General features: G+C 71.3%; 20 protein-coding genes and 1 tRNA gene. 11 read left to right on the top strand and 10 right to left on the bottom strand.

Annotation, left to right across the window (positions count from 1 at the left end; genetic code table 11):
* Positions 1-107 precede the first annotated feature (107 nt).
* Positions 108-359: a metal-sensitive transcriptional regulator gene (locus BIV04_RS04230; RefSeq protein WP_233568399.1), complete on the top strand. Its 252-nt coding sequence runs from the start codon at positions 108-110 to the stop codon at positions 357-359.
* Positions 360-393: 34 nt separating this feature from the next.
* On the opposite strand, the gene BIV04_RS04225 is transcribed toward BIV04_RS04230, so the two are convergent.
* Positions 394-1,278, bottom strand: a complete 885-nt coding sequence (locus tag BIV04_RS04225; protein WP_083396115.1) for an RDD family protein — start codon at positions 1,276-1,278, stop codon at positions 394-396.
* 18 nt (positions 1,279-1,296) lie between these two features.
* On the opposite strand from BIV04_RS04225, the gene BIV04_RS04220 reads away from it, so the two are divergent.
* On the top strand, positions 1,297-2,292 hold the full coding sequence (locus BIV04_RS04220) for a stage II sporulation protein M (RefSeq protein ID WP_071254326.1): 996 nt from the start codon (positions 1,297-1,299) through the stop codon (positions 2,290-2,292).
* A gap of 31 nt (positions 2,293-2,323) precedes the next feature.
* Here the strand turns inward: BIV04_RS04220 and BIV04_RS04215 are convergent, their stop codons facing one another.
* The 5 genes from BIV04_RS04215 to BIV04_RS04195 form a co-directional block, all read right to left on the bottom strand.
* Positions 2,324-3,616 carry a DUF58 domain-containing protein gene (locus BIV04_RS04215; protein WP_071254324.1) on the bottom strand — a complete coding sequence of 431 codons (1,293 nt, stop codon included), beginning with the start codon at positions 3,614-3,616 and terminating at the stop codon, positions 2,324-2,326.
* 2 nt (positions 3,617-3,618) lie between these two features.
* Positions 3,619-4,572: a MoxR family ATPase gene (locus tag BIV04_RS04210; RefSeq protein WP_071254322.1), complete on the bottom strand. Its 954-nt coding sequence runs from the start codon at positions 4,570-4,572 to the stop codon at positions 3,619-3,621.
* A 70-nt stretch (positions 4,573-4,642) separates the two neighbouring features.
* A complete protein-coding gene (locus tag BIV04_RS04205) occupies positions 4,643-5,827 on the bottom strand; it encodes a DUF4350 domain-containing protein (protein ID WP_071254319.1) in 1,185 nt (394 codons plus the stop codon).
* Positions 5,824-6,462 carry a DUF4129 domain-containing protein gene (locus BIV04_RS04200; protein WP_083396114.1) on the bottom strand — a complete coding sequence of 213 codons (639 nt, stop codon included), beginning with the start codon at positions 6,460-6,462 and terminating at the stop codon, positions 5,824-5,826. The genes BIV04_RS04205 and BIV04_RS04200 overlap by 4 nt, the downstream gene beginning before the upstream one ends.
* Positions 6,459-7,682, bottom strand: coding sequence for a hypothetical protein (locus tag BIV04_RS04195; protein WP_143048534.1), 1,224 nt, complete (start codon positions 7,680-7,682; stop codon positions 6,459-6,461). Before BIV04_RS04195 ends, BIV04_RS04200 begins: the two co-directional genes overlap by 4 nt.
* 149 nt (positions 7,683-7,831) lie before the next feature.
* On the opposite strand from BIV04_RS04195, the gene mtrA reads away from it, so the two are divergent.
* The 6 genes from mtrA to secA all read left to right on the top strand — a co-directional run bounded on the left by mtrA (position 7,832) and on the right by secA (position 16,703).
* Positions 7,832-8,512, top strand: coding sequence for an MtrAB system response regulator MtrA (gene mtrA / locus BIV04_RS04190; protein ID WP_043594311.1), 681 nt, complete (start codon positions 7,832-7,834; stop codon positions 8,510-8,512).
* Between the two features lie 9 nt (positions 8,513-8,521).
* Positions 8,522-10,300 carry an MtrAB system histidine kinase MtrB gene (mtrB, locus tag BIV04_RS04185; protein WP_071254317.1) on the top strand — a complete coding sequence of 593 codons (1,779 nt, stop codon included), beginning with the start codon at positions 8,522-8,524 and terminating at the stop codon, positions 10,298-10,300.
* The gene (locus tag BIV04_RS04180; protein ID WP_071254312.1) at positions 10,293-11,993 is read left to right on the top strand and encodes an LpqB family beta-propeller domain-containing protein; all 1,701 of its coding nucleotides are present in this window, start codon (positions 10,293-10,295) and stop codon (positions 11,991-11,993) included. Before mtrB ends, BIV04_RS04180 begins: the two co-directional genes overlap by 8 nt.
* Before the next feature lie 102 nt (positions 11,994-12,095).
* Entirely contained in the window at positions 12,096-12,833 is a 738-nt protein-coding gene (locus BIV04_RS04175; RefSeq protein ID WP_071254308.1) for a ComF family protein, read from the top strand.
* A gap of 117 nt (positions 12,834-12,950) precedes the next feature.
* A complete protein-coding gene (gene hpf / locus BIV04_RS04170) occupies positions 12,951-13,655 on the top strand; it encodes a ribosome hibernation-promoting factor, HPF/YfiA family (RefSeq protein WP_055971739.1) in 705 nt (234 codons plus the stop codon).
* A 201-nt stretch (positions 13,656-13,856) separates the two neighbouring features.
* Positions 13,857-16,703 carry a preprotein translocase subunit SecA gene (gene secA / locus BIV04_RS04165; RefSeq protein ID WP_071254304.1) on the top strand — a complete coding sequence of 949 codons (2,847 nt, stop codon included), beginning with the start codon at positions 13,857-13,859 and terminating at the stop codon, positions 16,701-16,703.
* A gap of 82 nt (positions 16,704-16,785) precedes the next feature.
* Here the strand turns inward: secA and BIV04_RS17390 are convergent, their stop codons facing one another.
* Entirely contained in the window at positions 16,786-17,340 is a 555-nt protein-coding gene (locus BIV04_RS17390) for an Rv3235 family protein (RefSeq protein WP_255364135.1), read from the bottom strand.
* A 163-nt stretch (positions 17,341-17,503) separates the two neighbouring features.
* On the opposite strand from BIV04_RS17390, the gene BIV04_RS04155 reads away from it, so the two are divergent.
* The gene (locus tag BIV04_RS04155; protein WP_055971745.1) at positions 17,504-18,997 is read left to right on the top strand and encodes a sensor histidine kinase; all 1,494 of its coding nucleotides are present in this window, start codon (positions 17,504-17,506) and stop codon (positions 18,995-18,997) included.
* A 111-nt stretch (positions 18,998-19,108) separates the two neighbouring features.
* Here BIV04_RS04155 and BIV04_RS04150 read toward each other — a convergent pair whose 3' ends face one another.
* Positions 19,109-19,357 (bottom strand): WhiB family transcriptional regulator, encoded by a 249-nt coding sequence (locus BIV04_RS04150; RefSeq protein ID WP_043594001.1) that lies wholly within the window; start codon positions 19,355-19,357, stop codon positions 19,109-19,111.
* 168 nt (positions 19,358-19,525) lie between these two features.
* Here BIV04_RS04150 and BIV04_RS04145 point away from each other — a divergent pair, with 168 nt between their 5' ends.
* The gene (locus BIV04_RS04145) at positions 19,526-19,981 is read left to right on the top strand and encodes a hypothetical protein (protein WP_071254302.1); all 456 of its coding nucleotides are present in this window, start codon (positions 19,526-19,528) and stop codon (positions 19,979-19,981) included.
* A 79-nt stretch (positions 19,982-20,060) separates the two neighbouring features.
* Here BIV04_RS04145 and bcp read toward each other — a convergent pair whose 3' ends face one another.
* On the bottom strand, positions 20,061-20,531 hold the full coding sequence (gene bcp, locus BIV04_RS04140; protein WP_071254301.1) for a thioredoxin-dependent thiol peroxidase: 471 nt from the start codon (positions 20,529-20,531) through the stop codon (positions 20,061-20,063).
* 96 nt (positions 20,532-20,627) lie between these two features.
* Here bcp and BIV04_RS04135 point away from each other — a divergent pair.
* Positions 20,628-20,700 (top strand) — tRNA-Lys (locus BIV04_RS04135).
* A 380-nt stretch (positions 20,701-21,080) separates the two neighbouring features.
* On the opposite strand, the gene BIV04_RS04130 is transcribed toward BIV04_RS04135, so the two are convergent.
* Complete coding sequence (locus BIV04_RS04130; protein ID WP_071254299.1) at positions 21,081-22,619, bottom strand: amino acid permease; 1,539 nt, start codon at positions 22,617-22,619, stop codon at positions 21,081-21,083.
* Between the last annotated feature and the right edge of the window lie 103 nt (positions 22,620-22,722).

Here is a 22,722-nt window from a genome sequence, read left to right as displayed (position 1 = left end):
CTGGGGGTATCCTGGCGACCGGACGACACGGGCAGGAGGCGCGGGTGGCGCAGCAGGGTGAGCACGCGACGGCGACGCACGTCGGCTACAGCGGCGACAAGGAGCAGATCGTCAAGCGTCTGCGCCGGGCCGAGGGTCAGGTGCGGGGCATCCAGCGCATGGTCGAGGACGACACGTACTGCATCGACGTGCTGACCCAGGTCAGTGCGGCCACTCGCGCCCTCGAGACCGTGGCGCTCCAGTTGCTCGAGGACCACCTCGCCCACTGCGTCGCCCAGGCGGCCCGCGAGGGAGGCGACGTCGCGGACGCGAAGGTGCGCGAGGCGTCGGCGGCGATCGCGAGGCTCGTCCGGTCGTGAACCGGCGCGCCGCGGGCTGCCGCGACGACGACCGTCAGCGCCGGGGGAAGCCCGGGACGGTCTCGGTCAGGGCCGGGGTGAGGCGGTCGAGCAGTGCGGACTCGCGAGCCAGGGCCGCGGATTCGCGCTGCCGACGGAGCGCCGAGACCCCGGCCAGGAAGAACTCGGGATCGCCCGACGGCAGGGGCGACACGTAAGGGGTCGTCTCGGCCGCCAGCTCGTCGGCGACGCGTCGCCGACTGGCGGGGGAGAGCTGCGGTGCCTGCTGCAGGAACGACGCGATGCGACGGGCCAGGCCGTCGGGCAGGCGCCCGACGTCCGCGATCTCGGCCCACCCCTGCAGGTGAGACGGCACGCCGTAGACCACGTGGGCGGCCTTGGGCACGCGCTCGTTGCGACTGTAGGTGCCGGCCATCAGGTCGCCCAGGCGGCGGGACGAGCCGTTCAGCAGGGCGACCACGACGGCCAGGCCCCCACTGGTCAAGACGATCTCGAGCAGCCCCACCAGTGCCCGGGTGAGGGCGTGGCGCAGGCCGATCGCCCCTCCGTCGGTGCGGACGATCCGCGCACCCACGGCGAGCTTGCCCAGGGACCGACCGTGGCTCGCGGTCTCGACCACCGTCGGCACGACGATGAAGCAGACCGCGATCGACGCGACGAGGAAGGCCTGCGACAGGGCGTCGTCCAGCACCCCGCCCTCGTTGAGCAGCGAGACGAGCAGCAACGCGCCGACGAGCAACAGGGCGTAGGCCAAGTAGTCGATGAGCACACCGGCGGCCCGCAGCACGAAGCTCGTCGGCCGGAGGTCGAGCGCCACCGCCTCGCCCGTGACGAGCTCGTCCCCACCCGCCGTGAAGGCCTCGACCTGGTCCGGGCGCAGCACCACCGGGGAGGCGCCTCGTGCCTTCTTGCGGGACATGCCTAGTATCTAAGCAGAATGGACATCGACGCCTACGCCGCCGCCCACGGCCACGACTGGGCCGAGCTCGACCGCCTCGCCCGACGCAGCCGACCGAGCGGGCCCGAAGCCGACGAGCTCGTGCGCCTGTACCAGTCCGGGGCCGGGCAGCTGTCGGCGCTCAAGACGGCGACCGGCGACTCGGTGGTGGCCGACCGGCTCTCGATGTCCCTGTCGCGAGCACGCCTGCGCTTCACGGGTGCCGGCCGCAACCTGTTCAGCCAGCTGCCCACTTTCTTCGTCGCGCAGCTGCCGGCCGCCCTCTACCGGGTGCGCTGGCTGTCGCTCGTGCTCACGCTCGTGACGGTCGTCGTCGCGGCGGTGTTCGCGATCTGGGCGGCGAACACGCCGGCACTGTTGGCCTCGTTCGGCAGTGAGGAGTTCCGTCGGCAGTTCGCCGAGCAGGACTTCGTGAACTACTACTCCGAGAGCGCCTCGACCTCGTTCACCGGCCAGGTGTGGACGAACAACGCGTACATCGCGGCCCAGTGCGTGGCCTTCGGGATCACCGGGGTCTGGGTGCCCTACGCGATCCTCAGCAACGCCATGAACGTCGGCATCTCGGCGGGGCTCATGGCAGACCAGGGGCGGCTGGACCAGTTCTTCCTGTACATCGCCCCGCACGGCCAGCTCGAGCTCTACAGCATCTTCGTCGCCGGGGCGGCCGGTCTCATGATCTTCTGGTCCTGGGTGGCGCCCGGTGCCCGCACCCGGGGGCAGGCATTGGCACAGGACGGCCGCGCACTCGTGACCATCGCCGTCGGGCTGACGCTCTCGTTGTTGGTCTCGGGCGTCATCGAGGGGTTCGTCACCCGGCAGGCCTGGCCGTGGTCGATCAAGATCGGCATCGGCACCGTGGCCCTGCTCGGCTTCCTGACCTACCAGTGGCTGCTCGGCGGGCGGGCCCACCGGGCCGGGCAGACCGGCGACCTCGACGAGTTCGAGGCCGGGGCGACGCAGCTCGTCGCCGACTGATCCCGCGTCGCCGCCCCGCCCCGCGCCTCCGTCAGAGGCGGCCGGCCGCCTTGAGTGCGAGGTAGCGGTCGGCCAGGGCGGGGGGCAGGTCGGCCGGTGCGCCGGTCACGACGTCGGCGCCGACCTGACGCAGGGCGGCGGCGACCCGACCCTGGTCGAGCCGGGCACGCTCGGCCGAGGCCGCCCGGTAGACCTCGTCGCGGGTGCCGCGTCGCAGGACCGTCTCGTCGAGGGCCGGATCGGTGACCGACGCCACGACGACGAGGTGCTGGCGGGTCAGCTGGGGGATCGCCGCGAGCAGCGACCGGGAGGCGCCGGGGCTGTCGACCGTGGTCGCCAGGACGACCAGAGCCCGACGGGACGTGACCGAGCGGACGAGGGCCGGCACGGCGGACCAGTCGGTCTCGACGAGTTCGGGCTCGACCGGAGCCATGGTCTCGACCATCGACGACAGCAGGGCGGGCCCGGTCGCGCCCTGCACGCGGCCTCGGACCCGACGGTCGAAGAGGACGACGTCGACCCGGTCGCCCGCCCGCGAGGCCAACGCCCCGAGCAGCAGGGCCGACTCGAAAGCCGTGTCGAGGCGGGGTTCGTCGTCGATGCGAGCCGCCGACGTGCGCCCCGTGTCGACCACGACGACCACCCGACGGTCGCGCTCGGGTCGCCAGGTGCGCACGACGAGGTCGTCGCGGCGCGCGGTCGCCCGCCAGTCGATAGAGCGGACGTCGTCCCCGCGCACGTACTCGCGCAGGCTGTCGAACTCGGTGCCCTGGCCGCGGATCATCACGCTCGTGCGGCCGTCGAGCTCGCGCAGCCGGGCCAGACGCGAGGGCAGGTGCTTGCGCGACGAGAACCGTGGCAGCACGCGCACCGCGCCGGGCACCTCGTGCGTCGCCTGGCGACCGGCGAGCCGCAGCGGGCCGACGGTCCGGACGGTGACGCCCCCGGCGCGGCGCTCGCCCCGACGGAACGGGGTCAGCGTCACGGTGAGGGTCGTGGCCCGTCCCGGCCGCAGGGAGAGACGGCGGCGGGTGGGTGTGGCGCCGGCCGACGGCTGCCAGGCATCCCGCAGGAGTCCGCGCAGGGTGCGTCGACCGTCGTTCACCACGGTCAGCCGGGCGGGTGCGCTCTCACCGAGACGGATCGCCCCGGGCAGCTCGCGCCGGATCGTGAGCGACCGGGGCGATGCCGCGAGAGCCACGTCGACCACGGTCAGCGCGGTGACGACACCGAGCCAGCCGACGATCGCCCATCCGCTGCCGGTGACGACGACGGGTACGACGCCGAGCGCGACGAGCGCGACGAACCATCCGGTGACGGCCATGGCTAGAGCGGCACCCGGACCTGCTGCAGGACCGAGCGGACGATGCCGTCGGCGTCGACGCCCTCGAGCTCGGCCTCGGGTCGCAGCTGCAGGCGGTGCCGCAGCACGGGCAGGGCCATGGCCTGGACGTGGTCGGGCGTGACGTGGTCGAAGCCGGTCAGCCACGCCCACGCCTTCGAGGCGGCGAGCAGGGCCGTCGACCCGCGGGGGCTCACGCCGATCTTCACCGACGGGCTCTCGCGCGTGGCCCGGGCGAGGTCGACGATGTAGGCGAGCACGTCGGGGGAGGCGCCGACGCGGGCCACCTCGGCCTGGGCGCGGGCGAGGTCGTCGGGGCCGAGCACCGGGGTGACGCCGGCGGCCCGCAGGTCGCGGGGCGAGAAGCCCGCGGCGTGGCGGCTCAGCACCTCGACCTCGGCATCGCGCGGCGGCAGGTCGAGGGTGAGCTTCATCAAGAACCGGTCGAGTTGGGCCTCGGGCAGCGTGTAGGTGCCTTCGTACTCGACGGGGTTCATGGTCGCCGCGACCAGGAACGGCGTCGGCAGTGCGCGGCTGACCCCGTCGACCGAGACCTGGCGTTCCTCCATCGCCTCGAGCAGCGCGGACTGGGTCTTGGGCGGCGTGCGGTTGATCTCGTCGGCGAGCAGGACGTTGGTGAACACCGGGCCGGCCCGGAACTCGAACTCGCCCGACTTCGCGTCGTAGACGAGCGACCCGGTGATGTCGCCGGGCATCAGGTCGGGCGTGAACTGCACCCGGGCGGTGTCGAGCGACAGCGAGTGGCTGAGGGCGCGCACGAGCAGGGTCTTGGCCACGCCGGGGACGCCCTCGAGCAGGGCGTGCCCCTGTGCCAGCAGGGTGACGATCAGGCCCGTCACGGCACCGTCCTGGGCCACGACGGCCTTGCCGACCTCGGTTCGGACTCGGGCGAAGGTCTGCTGCAGTTCTGAGCTCATCTGGTGGTGTCCTCCGGGGTGGGGATCGGTGCGGGGGCGAGCGGACGAGGCGCAGGAGGCGCGGGTCGGGTCACGACGGAGCCACCGCCCGTCGCACCGCGCGCTCGAGGTCGAGCAGGCTGTCGCTCAGCGAGACGAGTTCGCGGTCGTCGGCCGGGTCGGCGTCCACGAGCACGTGCCGGAGGCCCCGGGGGTCGGCCGACATGAGCGCGGCCACCCGGGCGACGACCTCGTCGACCGAGGCGGTCGACGACAGGCCCGTCGCTCGCGCGAGTCGCCCGAACGTGCCGATGCGGAGCTGGTCGAGGGCGTGGCGGCGCTGCCCGGACCGTTCGTACAGCCGGGCCCGACCCTCGGTGGTCTCGGACGCCTTGACGGTCACCGGCAGTCGCTCGACGACGAGGGCACCGAGGCGTCGACCCCGCCACACCATGGCGGCCACTCCGGCCAGGAGGAGCACCACCAGCGACGGCGTCACCCACGGGGGCGTGAGCGTGGCGAGCGTGCCCTGGCCCTCGGGCAGGTCGCCGGCCGAGGGCAGGTACCAGGTCAGCTCGGAGGACCCGCCGAGCAGGGCGAGCGCGAAGGCCGCGTCGTCGTCCGTCGCGATCGCACCGTTGGTCAAGGCGCCCGTGGCACCCAGGACGGACACCCTCGTGTCACCGTCGTCGAGCTCGACGAGTCCGTAACCGCCGTCGGTCGGCAGACAGCGGACGGCGCCCGGGGCGTCGACGGCGTAGGCGACCCCCGTGACGTCGACCCGGGACGCCTGTTCGAGGGCCGGTGACGTGCAGGCGGGCGCGGCCGTACCGTCTTCGACCGGGGCGGCCGTCGCGACTCCCGGGGCCACGCTGTCGAGCGCGGCGGACCCGGGGGAGAGGAGCACGAGGTGGGAGGTCGCCGTCGCGAGGCGCCGCCACTGGTCATCGACCAGGAACCCGGAGGCGTCGTCGACGAGGAGAGTGCCGTCGCCGGGCCCGAGCCGGTCGAGGGTGTCGTCGAGGGTGGTCGTCACGGTCACGTCGACGCCCTGCCGGCCGAGCACCTCGACGAGTGCCTTCGCTCCACCGGGGGCGGCGTTCGCGGGGCCGAGGGCGCGCCCCTCGCCCGAGCCCGAGCCGACGAGGAGTGTCGCCGCGACACCGAGCGCCAGGACGAGGGCGAGTACGACCCAGAACCGGGCACGTCGGAGCGACGCCGTGACGGTGGGGGTCGAGACCGTGCCGGTCTCGGCGGAGGGTGCGATGACGGTCACGCGTCCACCCTCAGGGACGACGTCACACGCCGGTCGAGCTCGACGACGGCCCGGTAGGCCTCGTCGGTGCCGGGGCGGTCGAGGTAGCGGACGCCGTCGAAGGCGGTGGCGGCGTCGGCGAACCCGGTGCGGAGGTCGGGGAAGACGTCGCCCGCCCGGCGGGCCACGTCGCGTGCCGTGGTGCCGGGGGAGACCACGACGTCGCCCCGCTCGGCCAGCGAGCGGGCGACCGCCCGGAAGGCCTCGGCGACGGCGAGCGTCAGGTCACCGCGGGAAGCGGCCTCTCGGGCCGCGGCCCGCATGGCGTCGCTGTCGCGGACGTCGTCGTCGCCGAAGAGGACGAGGTCGCGGGCGGACCGGCGGTTCAGCCGCGGCACGCCGTAGACGAGCAGCACGACCACGACCACCACCACGACGACCGCGAGCAGCACGATCGCCGCGACCGCCGGCGCCCCCTCGGTCCCCCCGAACCGGATCGAACCGAGCCAGTCCCAGAACGCCTGCGCCGCACGGTCGAGCCACGACGGCTGCGCCGCCACGTACTCGGGCCCGGTGAGCTCGCGCAGGACCTCGCGCCGGGCGTCGTCGGCGTCGGGGGTCAGCGGGGGCCCGGCGGCGAAGGGCAGGGGTCTCACCAGCGGGGTGCTCCCGGGTGCGTCGTCGGGGCGAGAGGCACCTCGGGCGTGCGGTACGGGTCGGGCTGCCCCTCGGCCGACCGCCCCCCGCGCTCGACGTAGCGGACGAGTTCGAGGTCGAGCCCCTCGGTGCGGATGCGCCGGTCGACGTAGACGAGGCCGGCCGACGCCGCCTGCAGCACGGAGCCGATCGCGCCGATGACCGCCGTGATGCCCAGGGTCACGGCGTAGGTGCCCGCCGTCAGGGCGAGGAAGGTCGGGTCGGTCACGTCGCCCGTGGGGGCGAGCGTGCTGGTCAGGACGCTGAACAGCACCGAGAAGGGTGTCGCGACGACCTGCGACGCGACCTGGATCATGAGGAACACCAGCGCGATCACGCCGAAGGTCCGCCAGAAGGAGGCGCGGGTCAGTGACCACGAGCGCCTCACCGCCGCGCCGAGGGTCATCCGCTCGAGCACGATCGCGCTCGGCACGAGGCAGGTCTTGACGGTCAGCCACACCCCGAGCACGAGGAGACCCAGCCCGAGCAGGACCCCGACCCCGATGCCGACCGCGATGCTCGGGCCCGAACCGACGGCCACGCCGACGACGACGACGCCGGCCACGAGTGCCAGAGCCACGACGTAGGCGGCGGTGAGCAGGGCGGACCAGCCGACGAGCGTGCCGAGGCGGCCCTTGGCCAGCGCCCAGAGGCCGCCGAGTCGCAGCTTCTCTCCGAGCGTCTGACGAGCGGTCTCGAGCACGAAGAGCCCCTGGAGCAGGGCCGTGACGATCACCTGCAGGGCGATCGGCACGAGGGCCGACGCGGCCACGATGGCGACGGCGCCGGCCAGCACCGCGTCACGGTCGCGGGGGAGCGCCTGTTCGACCCGTCCGAAGGCGAGGAAGGCGCTGCCGCCGGTGATCGCCACGGTCACCACGAGCAGGACGACCTGCGACAGCAGGGCCGTGCCGAACGTGGTGCGCGGGTTGCGGCGGAAGACCTGGAACGAGGCACCGAGGATCTCGCCGAAGGTCAGGGGGCGCAGCGGCACGAGGCCCGGTTTCGGCGGTGGGGCCCAGCCGGGGGCGGGTGGCGGGGTGGACCCGCCCGTGGACGCCCCGGGTACGGGTGAGGGCCCGGCGGGGACGGGGCCGGCGGACGACGGGTCGACGCGCTCGCCCCAACGCGGCGGGGACGTGTCGCCTCCCGGTGTGCTCCAGGCGTTCGGATCGGTCATGGTCCCCCTGGTCGTCCTGACCGTGAGGTCGTCCTCACGAGTGTGTTCATGTTTCCACACCGGACCGGGCGCTGCCAGCCGATGCGCGCCTCCTGCACTAATCTGTCCTGACGTGCCGCCTCCCGAGCGGCCCAGCCCAGACGGAGAACATGAACCCGCGCATCCTTGTGGTCGACGACGACCCGGCGCTCGCCGAGATGATCGGCATCGTCCTTCGCGCCGACGAGTTCGACCCCCACTTCTGCGGCGACGGCGCGGGCGCCCTCGAGGCGTTCCACGAGGCCTCACCCGACCTCGTCCTGCTCGACCTGATGCTTCCCGGCCTCGACGGCATCGAGGTCTGCCGCCTCATCCGTGCCGAGAGCGGCGTGCCGATCATCATGCTGACCGCGAAGGGTGACACGGCCGACGTGGTCCGCGGTCTCGAGAGCGGGGCCGACGACTACGTGGTCAAGCCGTTCAACCCGAAAGAGCTCGTCGCGCGCATCCGCACGCGGCTGCGACCGGCCACCGAGCCGACCAACGACGTGCTCACGGTGGGCGACCTGCGCCTCGACGTCGCGGCGCACGAGGTGCGACGCGGTGACACGCCGATCGCCCTGACCCCGCTCGAGTTCGAGCTGCTGCTCGCGCTCGCCTCGAAGCCGCAGCAGGTCTTCACCCGCGAGATGCTGCTCGAGCAGGTGTGGGGCTACCACTACAAAGCCGACACCCGTCTGGTGAACGTCCACGTGCAGCGGTTGCGCGCGAAGGTGGAGCACGATCCCGACGCGCCCCGCATCGTCACGACCGTCCGCGGCGTCGGGTACCGCGCCGGCGCGGGTTCGTAGCCCGGTCGGGTGGCGCTCGTGTCGACGGTCGCGGGGCCCGACCAGGGCGGGCCCGTCCGTTCGGGCGGTCCGTGGTCGTGGCGGGCACCGGCGTGGCGCATGTGGCCCACCCGGGTGGTCGGTTTCTGGCGATCGTCGCTGTCGTTCCGCACCGTCGCGCTCACGGTGGTGCTGTCGACCGTCGCCGTGACCGTGATCGGCACGCTCATCTCGGTCACCATCGGCACGAGCCTCTACGACCAACGCCGTGAGCAGGTCGAGGCCGAGAGCGTGCGGGCGACGCTGCTGGCACAGAACATCTTCGACTCGGCCACCGCCACCGAGGACGCCAACCAGGTCGAGCTCGACGCGCTGCAGAACGAGGCGCAGACCGCCATCCTGGGGTCGACCTCGAGCCCGGGCGGGACGAGCATCGCGATCCTCCGGACGCCGGGGCAGAACAGTCCGCAGACCATCCAGAACATCGCCAGCCCCGACTTCCCGGACTCCGTGATCTCGCCGGCCCTCCGCGAGGCGGTGGCCGCGGACGACGGACGCCTCTCGATGCAGTCGGTGTCGCTGCCCCCGACGTCGCTGGGCGGCGGCTCGCCCGGCATCGCGGTCGGTTCGACCCTGCAGGTGCCCACCGCGGGCCAGTACGAGCTCTACCTCGTCTACGACCTCAGCGACGCGCAGGCGACGCTCGACCTGATGCAGCGGACGCTCGGCATCGGCTCGCTCGCGCTCGTGCTCTTGATCGGCGCGATCACCTACCTCGTCGTCCGTCTGGTCGTGGGGCCCATCCGTACGGCGGCCGAGACCAGCCAGAAGATCGCGGCCGGCCACCTCGAAGAGCGCATCCCCGAGAAGGGGCAGGACGTCGTCGCCACGCTCGGGCGCTCGTTCAACGGGATGGCCGACGCCATGCAGCGCCAGATCTCGCAACTGGCCGAGCTCTCGCGCGTCCAACAACGCTTCGTGAGCGACGTCTCGCACGAGCTGCGCACGCCGCTGACCACGATCCGGCTGGCCGGTGACGTGCTCTACGACCAGCGCACGTCGTTCACGCCCTCGGCCGCCCGGACGGCCGAGCTGCTGCACACCCAGGTCGACCGGTTCGAGTTGTTGCTCGCCGACCTGCTCGAGATCTCGCGGTTCGACGCGGGTGCCGTCGAGCTCGAGACCGAGCCCGTCACGGTCGTGCGTCTCGTCGAGGACGGCGTGGACGAGTTCGGTCCCCTGGCCGCCGAATCCGGCAGCGTCGTGTCGGTCGTCGCCCGGGGCGGGTACTTCGAGGCCGAGATCGACCCGCGACGGCTGCGCCGCATCCTTCGCAACCTGCTGGGCAACGCCATCGAGCACGGCGAGGGGCGGCCGATCGAGGTCGAGGTCGACAGTGACGCGACGGCCGTCGCGGTGGCCGTGCGCGACAACGGCGTGGGCATGAGTCCTGCCGACGCCGCGCGGGTGTTCGACCGGTTCTGGCGGGCCGACCCCTCCCGCAAACGCACCATCGGGGGCACCGGGCTGGGCCTGGCGATCAGCCTCGAGGACGCGGCCCTGCACGGCGGTCGACTCGAGGTCTGGTCCGAGCCGGGCTCGGGCAGCCGGTTCGTCGTCACGCTGCCCCGGGTGGCCGGCGGTCGCATCGAGGGATCGCCCCTGCCGGTCGTGCCGCCGGACCGTCGGGGCGAGACGACCGTCCCGGTGACCGGCGAACCGTGGTCGGGTTCGGTCCCGGCCGTCGAGGCGCCGGGCGCGTCGACCCCGTGGACCCCGTCGTCGGAGAGAGGGACCGACGATGACTGAACGGCGACGGAACCGCCCGTGGGGCCGTCGCACGGCGGTCCTGGCGACCCTCGTGGTCGCCGCGATCGCCCTGACCGGGTGCGTGGGCATCCCCGACGGCGGTCAGGTGCAGCGGGGCGACACCGTGAGCGACGACGTGGTGAGCGACTTCGTGTTCCGGCCCAACGGTCCGGTCGCCGGCAGCTCGCAAGAAAGGCTGCTGCGGGACTTCCTCTCGGCGGGCACCGGGTCCCAGGACAACTACGGGGTGGCGCGTCAGTTCCTCAGTGCCGGCTTCGCCGACGAGTGGGAGCCACGGGCCAGCGTCACCATCCGCCCCGGGGTCGGCTCGACCTCGAGGGTCGGCGGGTCGACGCTCGACTACGCCTTCGTGGGCTCGGCGACGGTCGACTCGGCGGGGCACTACACCCCGGCCACGTCGTCCACGACGACGTCCCTGGCGTTCTCGTTCGTCCGTGAGGGCGGCGAGTGGCGCATCAGCGACGCCCCCGACGGCATCATCCTCTCGCCGGCCACCTTCGACTCGGTCTTCCGGTCGCACGCCGCGTACTTCTACGACCCCACGTTCACCTATCTCGTGCCGGACGAACGCTGGTTCCTCGCGCGGTCGTCGACGAGCACGCGCCTCGCGACGGCGCTGCTCGACGGGCCGTCGGACTGGCTGCAGGGCGCCGTCGTCTCGGCCTTCCCCGAGGGGACCCAGCTGTCGCTGACGGCCATCACCGTGGACGACGGGACGGCCCGCGTCGACCTCACCGCCGACGCCCTCGAGGCGACGCCCGACGCCCGGGCCCGGATGCAGGCACAGCTGCTGGCGAGCTTCTCGACCCTCGCGACCGTGACCGCCGTCGAGCTCAGCGTCGAAGGTGCCCCTCTGTCCGTGCCGGCCATGCAGCAGCCCGCGCCCGTGCGTGACCCCGCGGTCGACGCCCGGCCCCTCGTGCTGACCGACGGCGTGCTCGGTTTCGCCACCACGAGCGCGACGAGCCAGCTCCCGGGGCTCTCGGACGCTGTCGAGACCCTCCGGCCCCGGTCGGTCGAGTTGTCGGCAGACCAGACGAGTGCCGCCGTCGGCACCTCGTCGGGCACGTACGCCGTCACGGCCTCGGGCGGAGCCCGCCTGGTCGACGCCCGGACCGGACTCGTCGCCCCGTCGCTCGACGATGCGGGCTTCGTCTGGTCGGTCGTCGCCGACGACCCGTCGAGCCTCACGGCGTACGCGCTCGACGGCACGCCCCACACGGTGGCGACGTCGCTGCCGGCGGGTCCGAGCGTCACGACGTTCCGCATCTCGCGCGACGGCACCCGCGCGTTGCTGTTGCTCGACGACCAAGGCGAGTCGCGCCTCCTCGTGGCCGCCGTCGTGCGGGACGCCGACGGGGTCCCCCTCCGGCTGGGTCAGCCCCTCGAGCTGTCGGCTCCGGACGGTGCACCCGTCGACGCGACCTGGGCCGATCAACTGACCGTCGCCGTCCTGACCTCCGTGGGCGAGTCGTCGCGGGTGACGATGTCCGAGGTCGGCGGGGACTCGTCGAGCGCCGGCCGTCCGTCGGGCGAGGCGGTCGCGATCGTCGGCGGCAACGGCTTCGACCGCCTGCTGCTGTTGGGTGCCGACGGCGACGTGCTCGAACCCCGGGGCAGCAGTTGGCAGGCCACGGGGTTGACGGCGGATCTGGTGGCGACCCAGCGTTGACGCCCCGGGGTCGCCTCCTCCCCAGGGCGGAAGGTGGCCCGACCGTCCCCCTCGGACGACGGAGGCGCGGCGCGCGTGTCCGGGGCAGTCCACGCTGTCGGGATGTCCCGGCCCTCTCGTCCCCGTTCGGTCGTCCTCGGACGGGACGTGCTCGCGAGGGCCGTCCGCGAGGCGCTGTCCGTCGTGTCACCCGTCTCGTGCGCGGGATGCCACGGGCCCGACGTCGGCCTGTGCGACGACTGCCGGCGTCGGCTCGTCCCTGAGGTCGTCCGGGTCGACCTGCCCGACGGGCTCCCGGTCTTCGCCGGACTCGTCTACGCATTCGAGGCGCGGGGTGTCGTGCTCGCCTTCAAGAACGGCGGCCGGGTGCGCCTGGCCGAGGTGCTGGCCCCGGCCCTCGCCGCCGCCCTCGAGTCCTGCGCCCGTCACGGGTCGCACGAGGGGGCGTCCGCCGTGGACGGGGGCACGGGCGATCGGTCGCTGCTCGTCGTCCCGGTGCCGTCGTCGCGACGGGGGCGGCGTCGGCGGGGCTACGACCCGGTCGACGTGGTGCTGCGCCGGCTCGGTCTCGTGGTCGGCACGCGCGTGCTCGTGCCGACGGCGCGGGCCGGTACCGGCCAGAAGGGCCGCGACCGGCAGCAGCGCCTGCGGGGACGCGAGGGCAGCCTGCGCGCCACCCGTGACCTCCGGGGGTCGCGGATCGTTTTGGTCGACGACGTCGTGACGACCGGCGGCACCCTGCAGGAGGCGCGGCGTGCGCTGACCGCCCGGGGAGCGGTCGTGGTCGGTGCGGCCTGTCTCGCCGCCACCCCGTTGCGGTCGGGTGCCGGCCGCCCCTGAGCGAACGGTGAACGGTGCGTGACACGGGGGTGTCCGGGTCGCTACGGTGGGGCGAAAGGCGTGAAAGGACATTCGCCTGGCTGACAGGCGGCACGTCGATAGCCACAGGAGGTCGTCATGGAAATTTCCGTCACGGGTCGAAACGTCGGCATCACCGATCGTTTCCGCGAGTACGCCACCGAGAAGGCAGACAAGGTCGCCGCGCTGGCCACGAAGGCCCTGGCCCTCGAGGTCAAGGTGTCGCGGCACCACGAGAAGTCCGGCGGGCAGGCGGGCGACGACCGGGTCGAGATCACCCTGATCGGCCCCGGCCCCCTCGTGCGGGCCGAGTCCACGGCCGCCGACAAGTACGCGGCGTTCGATCTCGCGATCGGTCGCCTCCTCGAGCGGGTGCGCCGGGCGAAGGACCGGCAGAAGATCCATCGCGGGCAACACCGACCGACGTCGCTGCGCGAGGCGGCCACGGCCGACTTCAGCGGTGTCGGCGTCACGCCCGCCGCGGCCGAGACGCTCGACCAGGTCCGTACCGGCGCCGTGACGGTGGTGGGCGACGAGGCCCCCGCCGACGAGGTCGAAGAGGACTACTGCCCCGTGGTCATCCGCGAGAAGGTCTTCGCGTCGACGCCCATGTCCGTCGACGACGCGCTCTACTACATGGAGCTCGTCGGTCACGACTTCTACCTCTTCATCGACGCCGAGACCGAGCGTCCGAGCGTCGTCTACCGGCGCAAGGGCTGGGACTACGGCGTGATCGGCCTCGACCAGGACTCGCCCGACCTGCAAGAGACCGCCACGGCGCTGCGGGCGGGCCTGGTGAGCTGACCTCCTGATCCCGCCGGGTGGCCGACACCCCGGGAGGCGCGGGCACGTCCCTGCCGCCTCCCAGGGGGTCGGCCACTACGCTTGCTAAGATCGTGGGCCGGTCCAGGACGGACCGTCGACACCTCGGTGCTCCGATGCGGATCACCTCAGCGAGACCGCGGAGCGTTCCGCGGGTTCGACCGAACACATGGGAGCACACCAGTGGCCAACGTCCTCGAGAAGGTCCTCCGCGTCGGCGAGGGCCGCACGCTGCGCAAGCTGAAGGCCTACGCCAAGGCGGTCAACGAGCTCGAGGACGACTTCACGACCCTCACCGACGACGAGCTGCGCAACGAGACCGTCGAGCTGCGCGAGCGCTACGCGTCGGGTGAATCGCTCGACGACCTGCTGCCCGAGGCCTTCGCCGCCGTCCGCGAGGCGTCGAAGCGCACCTTGGGGCTGCGCCACTTCGACGTGCAGCTCATGGGCGGCGCGGCGTTGCACCTCGGCAACATCGCCGAGATGAAGACCGGTGAGGGCAAGACCCTCGTCGCCACCACGGCGGCGTACCTGAACGCCATCGCCTCGCGCGGCGTGCACGTCATCACGGTCAACGACTTCCTCGCGAGCTATCAGTCCGAGCTGATGGGGCGCGTGTTCCGGGCGCTCGGCATGACGACCGGCTGCATCCTCTCCGGCCAGACCCCGGCCGAGCGTCGCGAGATGTACGCCGCCGACATCACCTACGGCACCAACAACGAGTTCGGCTTCGACTACCTCCGCGACAACATGGCCTGGCAGGCGCAGGACATGGTGCAGCGGGGCCACTTCTTCGCGATCGTCGACGAGGTCGACTCGATCCTCATCGACGAGGCCCGGACGCCGCTCATCATCTCGGGCCCGTCGTCGGGCGAGGCCAACCGATGGTTCACCGAGTTCGCCACCATCGCCCGGCGACTCGTCGCGGGCACCGACTACGAGGTCGACGAGAAGAAGCGCACCGTGGGTGTCCTCGAGCCCGGCATCGAGAAAGTCGAGGACTACCTCGGCATCGACAACCTCTACGAGTCGGCGAACACCCCGCTCATCTCGTTCCTCAACAACGCGATCAAGGCCGACGCGTTGTTCAAGCGCGATAAGGACTACGTCGTCATCAACGGCGAGGTGCTGATCGTCGACGAGCACACCGGTCGAATCCTCAGCGGGCGCCGGTACAACGAGGGCATCCACCAGGCCATCGAGGCGAAAGAGGGCGTGTCGGTCAAGGCCGAGAACCAGACCCTCGCGACGGTCACGCTGCAGAACTACTTCCGCCTCTACAAGAAGCTCTCCGGCATGACCGGTACGGCCGAGACCGAGGCCGCCGAGTTCATGAGCACCTACAAGCTCGGCGTCGTGCCCATCCCGACCAACCGGCCGATGCAGCGCATCGACCAGACCGACCTCGTCTACAAGAACGAGACGAGCAAGTTCGACCAGGTCGTGGAAGACATCGTCGAGCGGCACGAGAAGGGCCAGCCCGTTCTGGTCGGCACGACCAGCGTCGAGAAGAGCGAGTACCTCTCCCGCCTGCTCGCCAAGAAGGGCGTCAAGCACGAGGTACTGAACGCCAAGAACCACGCCCGAGAGGCTGCCATCGTGGCCCAGGCCGGCCGGGCCGGCGCCGTGACCGTCGCCACCAACATGGCCGGTCGCGGGACCGACATCATGCTCGGCGGCAACGCCGAGTTCCTCGCCGTCGCCGAGATGAACGCCAAGGGGCTCAGCCCGGTGGACACCCCCGACGAGTACGAGGCCGCGTGGGACGACGTCTTCGCCGCCCAGAAGGCCGCCGTGCAAGAAGAGGCCGAGAAGGTGATCGAGGCGGGCGGGCTGTACGTCCTCGGCACCGAGCGTCACGAGTCCCGCCGCATCGACAACCAGCTGCGCGGTCGCTCGGGTCGTCAGGGCGACCCCGGTGAGAGCCGTTTCTACCTGTCGTTGACCGACGACCTGATGCGCCTGTTCAACTCGGGCGCCGCCGAGTCGCTCATGGGTCGCGGCAACGTGCCGGACGACCTCGCGATCGAGAACAAGATCGTCGGTCGGGCCATCCGTTCCGCGCAGTCGCAGGTCGAGTCGCGCAACGCCGAGATCCGCAAGAACGTCCTCAAGTACGACGACGTCCTCAACCGTCAGCGCGAGGCCATCTACGGTGACCGCCGTCACATCCTCGAGGGCGACGACCTCAAGGACCGCAGCCAGAAGTTCCTCGAGGACGTCGTCAACGAGGTCATCGACCAGCACACGGGTGACGGCAGCCCCGACGACTGGGACCTCGACGCCCTCTGGACCGAACTCGGCACCTTGTACCCGATCTCGATCACCATCGACGAGGTCATCACCGAGGCCGGCTCGAAGGGCAAGGCGACCCGGGCGTTCCTCGGGCAAGAGATCTTGTCCGACGCCAAGGTCGCCTACGAGGCGCGCACCGAGACCCTCGGCGAGCCCGCCATGCGCGAGCTCGAGCGTCGGGTCGTCCTGTCGGTGATCGACCGTCGGTGGCGCGACCACCTCTACGAGATGGACTACCTGAAGGACGGCATCGGTCTCCGGGCCATGGCCCAGCGCGATCCGCTCGTCGAGTACCAGCGTGAGGGGTACGCGTTGTTCCAGAGCATGATGGGGCAGATCCGCGAAGAGACCGTCGGCTTCCTCTTCAACCTCGAGGTCGAGGTCCAGGGCCAGGTCGGTGCCGCCGAGGCGCCGGTCATCGCGGCCAAGGGCCTCGAGGCCGAGAAGCAGCCGCAGGCGCAGCTGGCCTATTCGGCGCCCAACATCGACGGCGAGGTCGAGGTGCGCAACCAGCGCGGTCAGCTCGAGAAGGGTGCGACCGCCAAGGCACAGAAGGCGCAGGACGAGGCCGAGCGCTCCGAGTCGCCCGAGATCGCCGCGGCACGGGCGGCCGGTGGCCCGTCGGCCCGCCAGGCGGACGACGGCAAGGTCGGCGCCTTCGGTCAGAAGACCGGTGGCGGCGAGGCTCCGGTCAACCGGGCCGAGCGTCGGGCGTCCGGCAAGAAGACCCGCTGATCGCCTCGTTCGATCGACAGACGACGCGCCCCCGAGCCTGGCTCGGGGGCGCGTCGTCCGTCGTGGGCGTCTCGGTCGACCGTCAGAGCACGTGTACGGCGGCCGCTCGCCACCGGCTGTCGTAGGTCTCGAGTCGGACGGCGACCGCGCGACTGCGACCGCGCCCGTGCAGGACGACGACCGATTCGATCACCCCGTCGGCGGGCGAGCTAGACCGGATGCTGCCGATCGTGAACACCGGACGCTGCGTACGGGTGCCGTGGGCCGACCGGGCCCGGGCCGCCAGGACGACGCGCTTGTGCAGGGTGCGGTAGACGTCTTCGGTGACCCACCGCGAGACCTGGTCGAGCTCGCGTGCCCCGGCCAGGATCTCGACGACGCAGCGCACCAGGTTCTCGACGAGCAGGTCGGGATCGTCCGGAAAGGGCGACTCGGACGGGGCGCCGACCGGTGGGACGGGGCGGACGTGGGGCCTGGCGCCCGACGGGCGACCGTCGGGTGTGGGGGCCGTCGCCGGGGCGGCCGGCACGGCCGGGCCCGGGTCGCCGAGGGGCGGGACGGGTCTCAGGTGCGGCCGAGCTGGTGCCGAGGGTCCGAGGGGTTCGGCGAGGGCGAGGGCGTGGGTGTTCGAGGGCATGGGCAGTCTTCCTGTTCACGTGCGTCCGGGCATGACTAGAAGATATGACATGTGGAATGGCTTAACCAGACCGACTCGACGGTCTGTGGAAAATTCGCGAGCGCGCGGTCCTGCTCGGAGGCGACCGACGTCTCCGGACGGGTCGTCGACCTAGACTGAGCGGGTGTCGACGCTCAGTGATCTCGTTCTCGCCCAGGGCCTCTCGAGCGAGGTGGACGTCGAGTGGCTGCACCTGCTGGTGGGGGACTGGCAGCTGCTCGCCGACCTCGCGTTCGCCGACATCGTCCTCTGGGTGCCCACGCAGGCCGGCAGCTTCGTCGCCGTCGCCCACGCGCGGCCCTCGAGCTCGGCCACGCTGTTCTACCGAGACTTCGTCGGACAAGAGGTGCGCCCCGAGTGGCGCGGGCAGATCGAGCAGGCGTTCACGACGACCCGCATCGTCGACTCGGCCGCACCCGACTGGTACGAAGAGACGCCGACGCGCGTCCGGGCCGTGCCCGTGCTCCGTCGCCTCGGGGCCAGCCGCCCCGACGTCACCGACGCACCGATCGCGATCATCACGCGGCACACGAACCTCAGCGAGGCCCGCACCCCGAGCCGCCAAGAGCTGACCTTCAACCAGTGCTCCAACGACCTCTTCGCCATGATCGCCGCCGGAGACTTCCCCGACCTCGGGGCTCCGACGGGTCCGCGACGAGGCGCACCCCGCGCCTCCGACGGGCTGCTCCGCCTCGACGTCGACGGCATGGTGACCTTCGCGAGCCCCAACGGCCTGTCGGCCTTCAACCGCATGGGGTTCGCCGGCGAGCTCGAGGGCGAGTCGCTGGCCGAGGTCACCACCGGGTTGCTCGCGGGCAAGCTCGTGATCGACGAGTCCCTGCCGCTGGTCGTCACGGGTCGGGCGCCCTGGCGCACCGACATCGAGGCGCGGGGGGTCACGGTGTCGTTGCGGGCGATCCCGCTGCGTGATCGCGGTGAGCGCGTCGGGGCGATCGTGCTCTGCCGTGACGTCACCGAGCTGCGTCACCAGGAGCGCGAGCTGATCACCAAGGACGCCACGATCCGCGAGATCCACCACCGGGTCAAGAACAACCTGCAGACGGTCGCCTCGCTGCTGCGCATCCAGGCGCGACGCACCCGCACCGACGTCGCCCGCGAGGCGCTGACCCAGGCCATGCGCCGCGTGCAGTCGATCGCGGTCGTGCACGACACCCTGTCCGAGGGGCTCAGTCAGAACGTCGACTTCGACACCGTCTTCGACCGGGTGCTCATGCTCATCGCCGAGGTGGCGTCGAGCCACAACACGACGGTCCGCCCCACCATGACGGGAAGCTTCGGCGCCCTGCCGAGCGAATACGCGACACCCCTGGCCCTCGCGCTGACCGAACTCGTGACGAACGCCGTCGAGCACGGTCTCGACGGCCGTGACGGCGAGGTCGAGATCGTCGCCGACCGCCGGGCCGAAGAGCTCACGGTCAAGGTGCGCGACAACGGCGTCGGGCTGCCCGAGGGGAAGGTCGGCTCGGGGCTCGGCACCCAGATCGTCCGCACGCTGATCCAGGGTGAGCTCGGCGGCACCATCGACTGGCACACCCTCGTCGGCAACGGCACCGAGGTCACCATCGAGATCCCGTTCCGCTGGCTCACCCAGCCCTGAGCCCGCGCGCGGCCCCGGACGCGACGAAGCCCGGCACCTGTGATCAGGTGCCGGGCTTCGTCATCGGCCGCGAGGGCCGGACGTCGATCGCCGAGGGCGGTCGACGAGGGGTCAGCTGGCGCGGCGGGCGCGGGCGGCGCGACGCTTCAGCGCACGACGCTCGTCCTCGCTCAGACCGCCCCAGACGCCGGAGTCCTGCGATGTCTCGAGCGCGTACTGCAGGCAGGTCTCGGTGACGGTGCAGCGCCCGCACACGGCCTTGGCCTTGTCGATCTGGTCGACGGCGGGACCCGTGTTTCCGACGGGGAAGAAGAGCTCCGGGTCAGCCTGCAGGCAAGCGGCTTTGTCGCGCCAATCCATCGATGGGTACTCCTTAAAAGTGCAGAACCAGGCACGAAGAAGCGCCTGGTTCGGGATGGGGAAAGAGAAGAATGCGGGAGGCGCGCACCGCAATGTACGCGTCACTTCGACCTCGAATATGGTCGCATACTGGTACGGCCAAATCAAGGATTTTTCGGAGGCTCACACGTGACCACAGCAGGCCCTGACGGCCCCCGAGACGAGACCGGTCGGTCTGCCGAGACCCGTCGACCTGCCCTGCTCTGGGTCGTGATCGTCCTGCTCTCGGCGGAGTTCCTGCTCGTCGCCGCGACGGCGGTGTTCCTGCTCGTCGAGCTGCTCGTGGCCCGCCCCGACTCGTATCCCTCGGCCGTCGCGATCTTCGTGCTGACCCTGCTGGCGACAGCCTGGCTCGGGTCCATCGTCGTCGGGGCGCTGCGTGGTCGTGCCTGGATCCGTGGCGCGGCGATCGTCTGGCAGGTGCTGCAGTTCGCGGTCGGCATCGGCAGCCTGCAGGGGGTCTTCGCGAACCCGACCATCGGCCTCGCGCTCCTCGTACCCGCCGTCGCCGTCGTCGTCCTGCTGCTCGTGCCGTCCGTCGTCGCCGCCACGTCGGCCCGCGACCAAGAGCCGCACGTCTACTGACGACCCTCGAACGCAGGAGGCGCGGTGCCGGTCCCGAGGACCGGCACCGCGCCTCCTGCGCTCGCGTCGACGACCGGAGTCAGTCGAGGCCGAGCTTCTTGCGGAGCGACGCCACGTGCCCCGTCGCCTTGACGTTGTACAGCGGCAGCTCGAGCGCGCCCTGCTCGTCGACGACGAACGTCGACCGGATCGTGCCCGTCACGATGCGCCCGTAGTTGTTCTTCTCGCCGTAGGCGCCGTACGCCTGGTGCACCGTCAACTCGGGGTCGCTCAGCAGCGGGAAGTTCAGCCCCTGCTCCTCCTTGAACTTCTGCAGGGCGGAGGGCTCGTCCTTCGAGACACCCAGCACCTGGTAACCCGACGACTTCAACGAGTTGATGTTGTCGCGGAAGTCACACGCCTCCGTCGTGCAGCCCGGCGTCGACGCCGCCGGGTAGAAGTACACGATGACCTTCTGCCCCGAGTAGTCGGCGAGCGAGACGGGCGAACCGTTCTCGTCGTCGAGGGTGAACGTCGGCGCGGCAGCGCCCTTCTCGAGCTTCGTGGACATGGTGCTCCGATCTGCGGGCGCCACGACGGCGCCGGTGGTTCTGAAGGGGTCAGAACTCATGCTAGTGTTGACCGTCGTTGCGAGAGATCGCAGCACGCACCTCTAGCTCAATTGGCAGAGCAACTGACTCTTAATCAGTGGGTTCTCGGTTCAAGTCCGAGGGGGTGCACGAAAGAATTGGGTCCCCCGTGTTCTGCTTCGCAGAACCGGGGGATTCTTTCTTCGTGTGGGTCTGGTCCGCTCCGCGGACCGCGGCCCACCTCGCACGGGGAGCGAGCCGGGCCCGCCAGGTCGCCGTTGCACGGGGGGGTGACGTCGCTTCGCTCGTCACCGGGTTCACGGGGGTGACGTCGCTTCGCTCGTCACGGGGTGCACACGGGGGTGACGTCGCTTCGCTCGTCACCGGGTGCACACGGGGGTGACGTTGCTTCGCTCGTCACCGGTGCGGGGGCGGGGGTGACGTCGCTTCGCTCGTCACTGGGGGAGAAAGGGGGAGGCGCGGGCGACCTCGAAAGGTGGCCCGCGCCTCCTGCGTCCGGGGTGGTGGGGCTACTGGCCGTCGCGGGGGATCTGTGAGGCGGCGTCGCGGCCGGTCACGGGATACGGGCCCGTCATGCCCTCGCGGAGGCGGGCGGCGGCCAGGATGCGGTCGCGCTGCAGGTGCCAACCGAGCATCAGCAGGGGGATGATCACGACGAGCGACATGACCGTGAACGACCCGATCGGCCAGTCGATCGCCATCAGCACGACCACCGCGGCCAGGAACGCCAGCGTCAGGTAGCTCGTCACCGGCGCACCCGGCAACTTGAACGAGGGCTCCTTCGCCTTGCCCTCCTTCGCCCACTGACGAAGCCGCATCTGGCAGAGGATGATCGTGCCCCACGCCGTCAGGATGCCCAGCGACGCGATGTTCAGCACGATCTCGAACGCCGTGTTCGCCCCGACGATCGCGTTCAGCACCACGCCCAACAGGGTGATGCTCGCGGTCAGCAAGATGCCGCCGAACGGCACCCCGCCCTTCGACATCTTCGTCGTGAACTTCGGGGCCGACCCGTTCATGCCCATCGAGTGCAGCACACGACCGGTCGAGTAGAGCCCGGCGTTGAGGCTCGACAGCGCCGCCGTGACGACGACGAAGTTCATGATCGACCCCGCGATGTCGCCCACCTCGGGGCTGCCGATGCTGCTGAAGAACGTGACGAACGGGCTCTCGCCCGCCTTGTACGCCGTGTAGGGCAGCAGCAGCGACAGCAGCACCAGCGACCCGACGTAGAACACCGCGATGCGGATGATGACCGTGTTGATCGCCCGCGGCACGACCTTCTCGGGGTTCTGGGTCTCACCCGACGCCGTGCCCACCAACTCGATCGCCGCGTAGGCGAAGACGACGCCCTGCACCACGATCACGGCCGGCAGCAGGCCGTTCGGCAAGATGCCCGACGACGCCACCAGGCCCCAGCCGGTGTCGACCGCTGCGCCGTCGTGCGTGACGGGGAACGCCGCCGCGAGCCACACGACGCCGACCACGAGGAACACCACGAGAGCGGCGACCTTGATGATGGCGAACCAGAACTCCATCTCGCCGAAGACCTTCACGGCCAACAGGTTGACCGAGAGCACCACGGCGAGGGCGACGAGGGCCAACAGCCAGTCGGGTGCCGCCGTGAACGCCGACCAGTAGTGCAGGTAGAGAGCCACCGCGGTGACGTCGACGATGGCCGTCATCGCCCAGTTCAAGAAGTACATCCACCCGGCCGCGTAGGCGAACTTCTCGCCGAAGAACTCGCGGGCGTACGAGACGAACGAGCCCGACGACGGGCGGTGCAGCACCAACTCGCCGAGGGCACGCAGGATGAAGAATGCGAAGACGCCGCAGATCGCGAACACGATCGCGAGCGCCGGGCCGGCCGACGCCAGCCGACCGCCGGCACCGAGGAAGAGCCCCGTGCCGATCGCGCCGCCGATGGCGATCATCTGCAGCTGACGGGGCTTCAGACCGTGCTGGAAGCCCTCTTGCTCGTGCGAGAAGTCTTGCGGGAGGTGGGTCTCGGTGGAGGCGTCGCCGCCCCCGTTCGTGGGACTCGTCATCGCTCGACCGTAGCCTTTATCGGTTCCGTCCGCATCACCGCCGCGAGCCGGGCGAACCCCCAGGAGGCGCGGTGCCGATTCACATCCGCATAACGAATGGGTG

Origin of the sequence: Frigoribacterium sp. MCBA15_019 (assembly GCF_001864945.1) — a bacterium.
Taxonomy (GTDB): Bacteria; Actinomycetota; Actinomycetes; order Actinomycetales; family Microbacteriaceae; genus Frigoribacterium.
This window is presented reverse-complemented; position numbering and strand designations above follow the sequence as displayed.

What these genes read in the sequence shown, in the direction of transcription:
- BIV04_RS04225 (WP_083396115.1), bottom strand. Translation starts at nt 1,278, where the DNA reads ATGTCCCGCAAGAAGGCACGAGGCGCCTCCCCGGTGGTGCTGCGCCCG.
- BIV04_RS04175 (WP_071254308.1), top strand. Translation starts at nt 12,096, where the DNA reads ATGTCCCGGCCCTCTCGTCCCCGTTCGGTCGTCCTCGGACGGGACGTG.
- BIV04_RS04220 (WP_071254326.1), top strand. Translation starts at nt 1,297, where the DNA reads ATGGACATCGACGCCTACGCCGCCGCCCACGGCCACGACTGGGCCGAG.
- BIV04_RS04195 (WP_143048534.1), bottom strand. Translation starts at nt 7,682, where the DNA reads ATGACCGATCCGAACGCCTGGAGCACACCGGGAGGCGACACGTCCCCG.
- BIV04_RS04210 (WP_071254322.1), bottom strand. Translation starts at nt 4,572, where the DNA reads ATGAGCTCAGAACTGCAGCAGACCTTCGCCCGAGTCCGAACCGAGGTC.
- BIV04_RS04215 (WP_071254324.1), bottom strand. Translation starts at nt 3,616, where the DNA reads ATGGCCGTCACCGGATGGTTCGTCGCGCTCGTCGCGCTCGGCGTCGTA.
- hpf (WP_055971739.1), top strand. Translation starts at nt 12,951, where the DNA reads ATGGAAATTTCCGTCACGGGTCGAAACGTCGGCATCACCGATCGTTTC.
- BIV04_RS04130 (WP_071254299.1), bottom strand. Translation starts at nt 22,619, where the DNA reads ATGACGAGTCCCACGAACGGGGGCGGCGACGCCTCCACCGAGACCCAC.
- BIV04_RS17390 (WP_255364135.1), bottom strand. Translation starts at nt 17,340, where the DNA reads ATGCCCTCGAACACCCACGCCCTCGCCCTCGCCGAACCCCTCGGACCC.
- mtrA (WP_043594311.1), top strand. Translation starts at nt 7,832, where the DNA reads ATGAACCCGCGCATCCTTGTGGTCGACGACGACCCGGCGCTCGCCGAG.
- BIV04_RS04180 (WP_071254312.1), top strand. Translation starts at nt 10,293, where the DNA reads ATGACTGAACGGCGACGGAACCGCCCGTGGGGCCGTCGCACGGCGGTC.
- bcp (WP_071254301.1), bottom strand. Translation starts at nt 20,531, where the DNA reads ATGTCCACGAAGCTCGAGAAGGGCGCTGCCGCGCCGACGTTCACCCTC.
- BIV04_RS04150 (WP_043594001.1), bottom strand. Translation starts at nt 19,357, where the DNA reads ATGGATTGGCGCGACAAAGCCGCTTGCCTGCAGGCTGACCCGGAGCTC.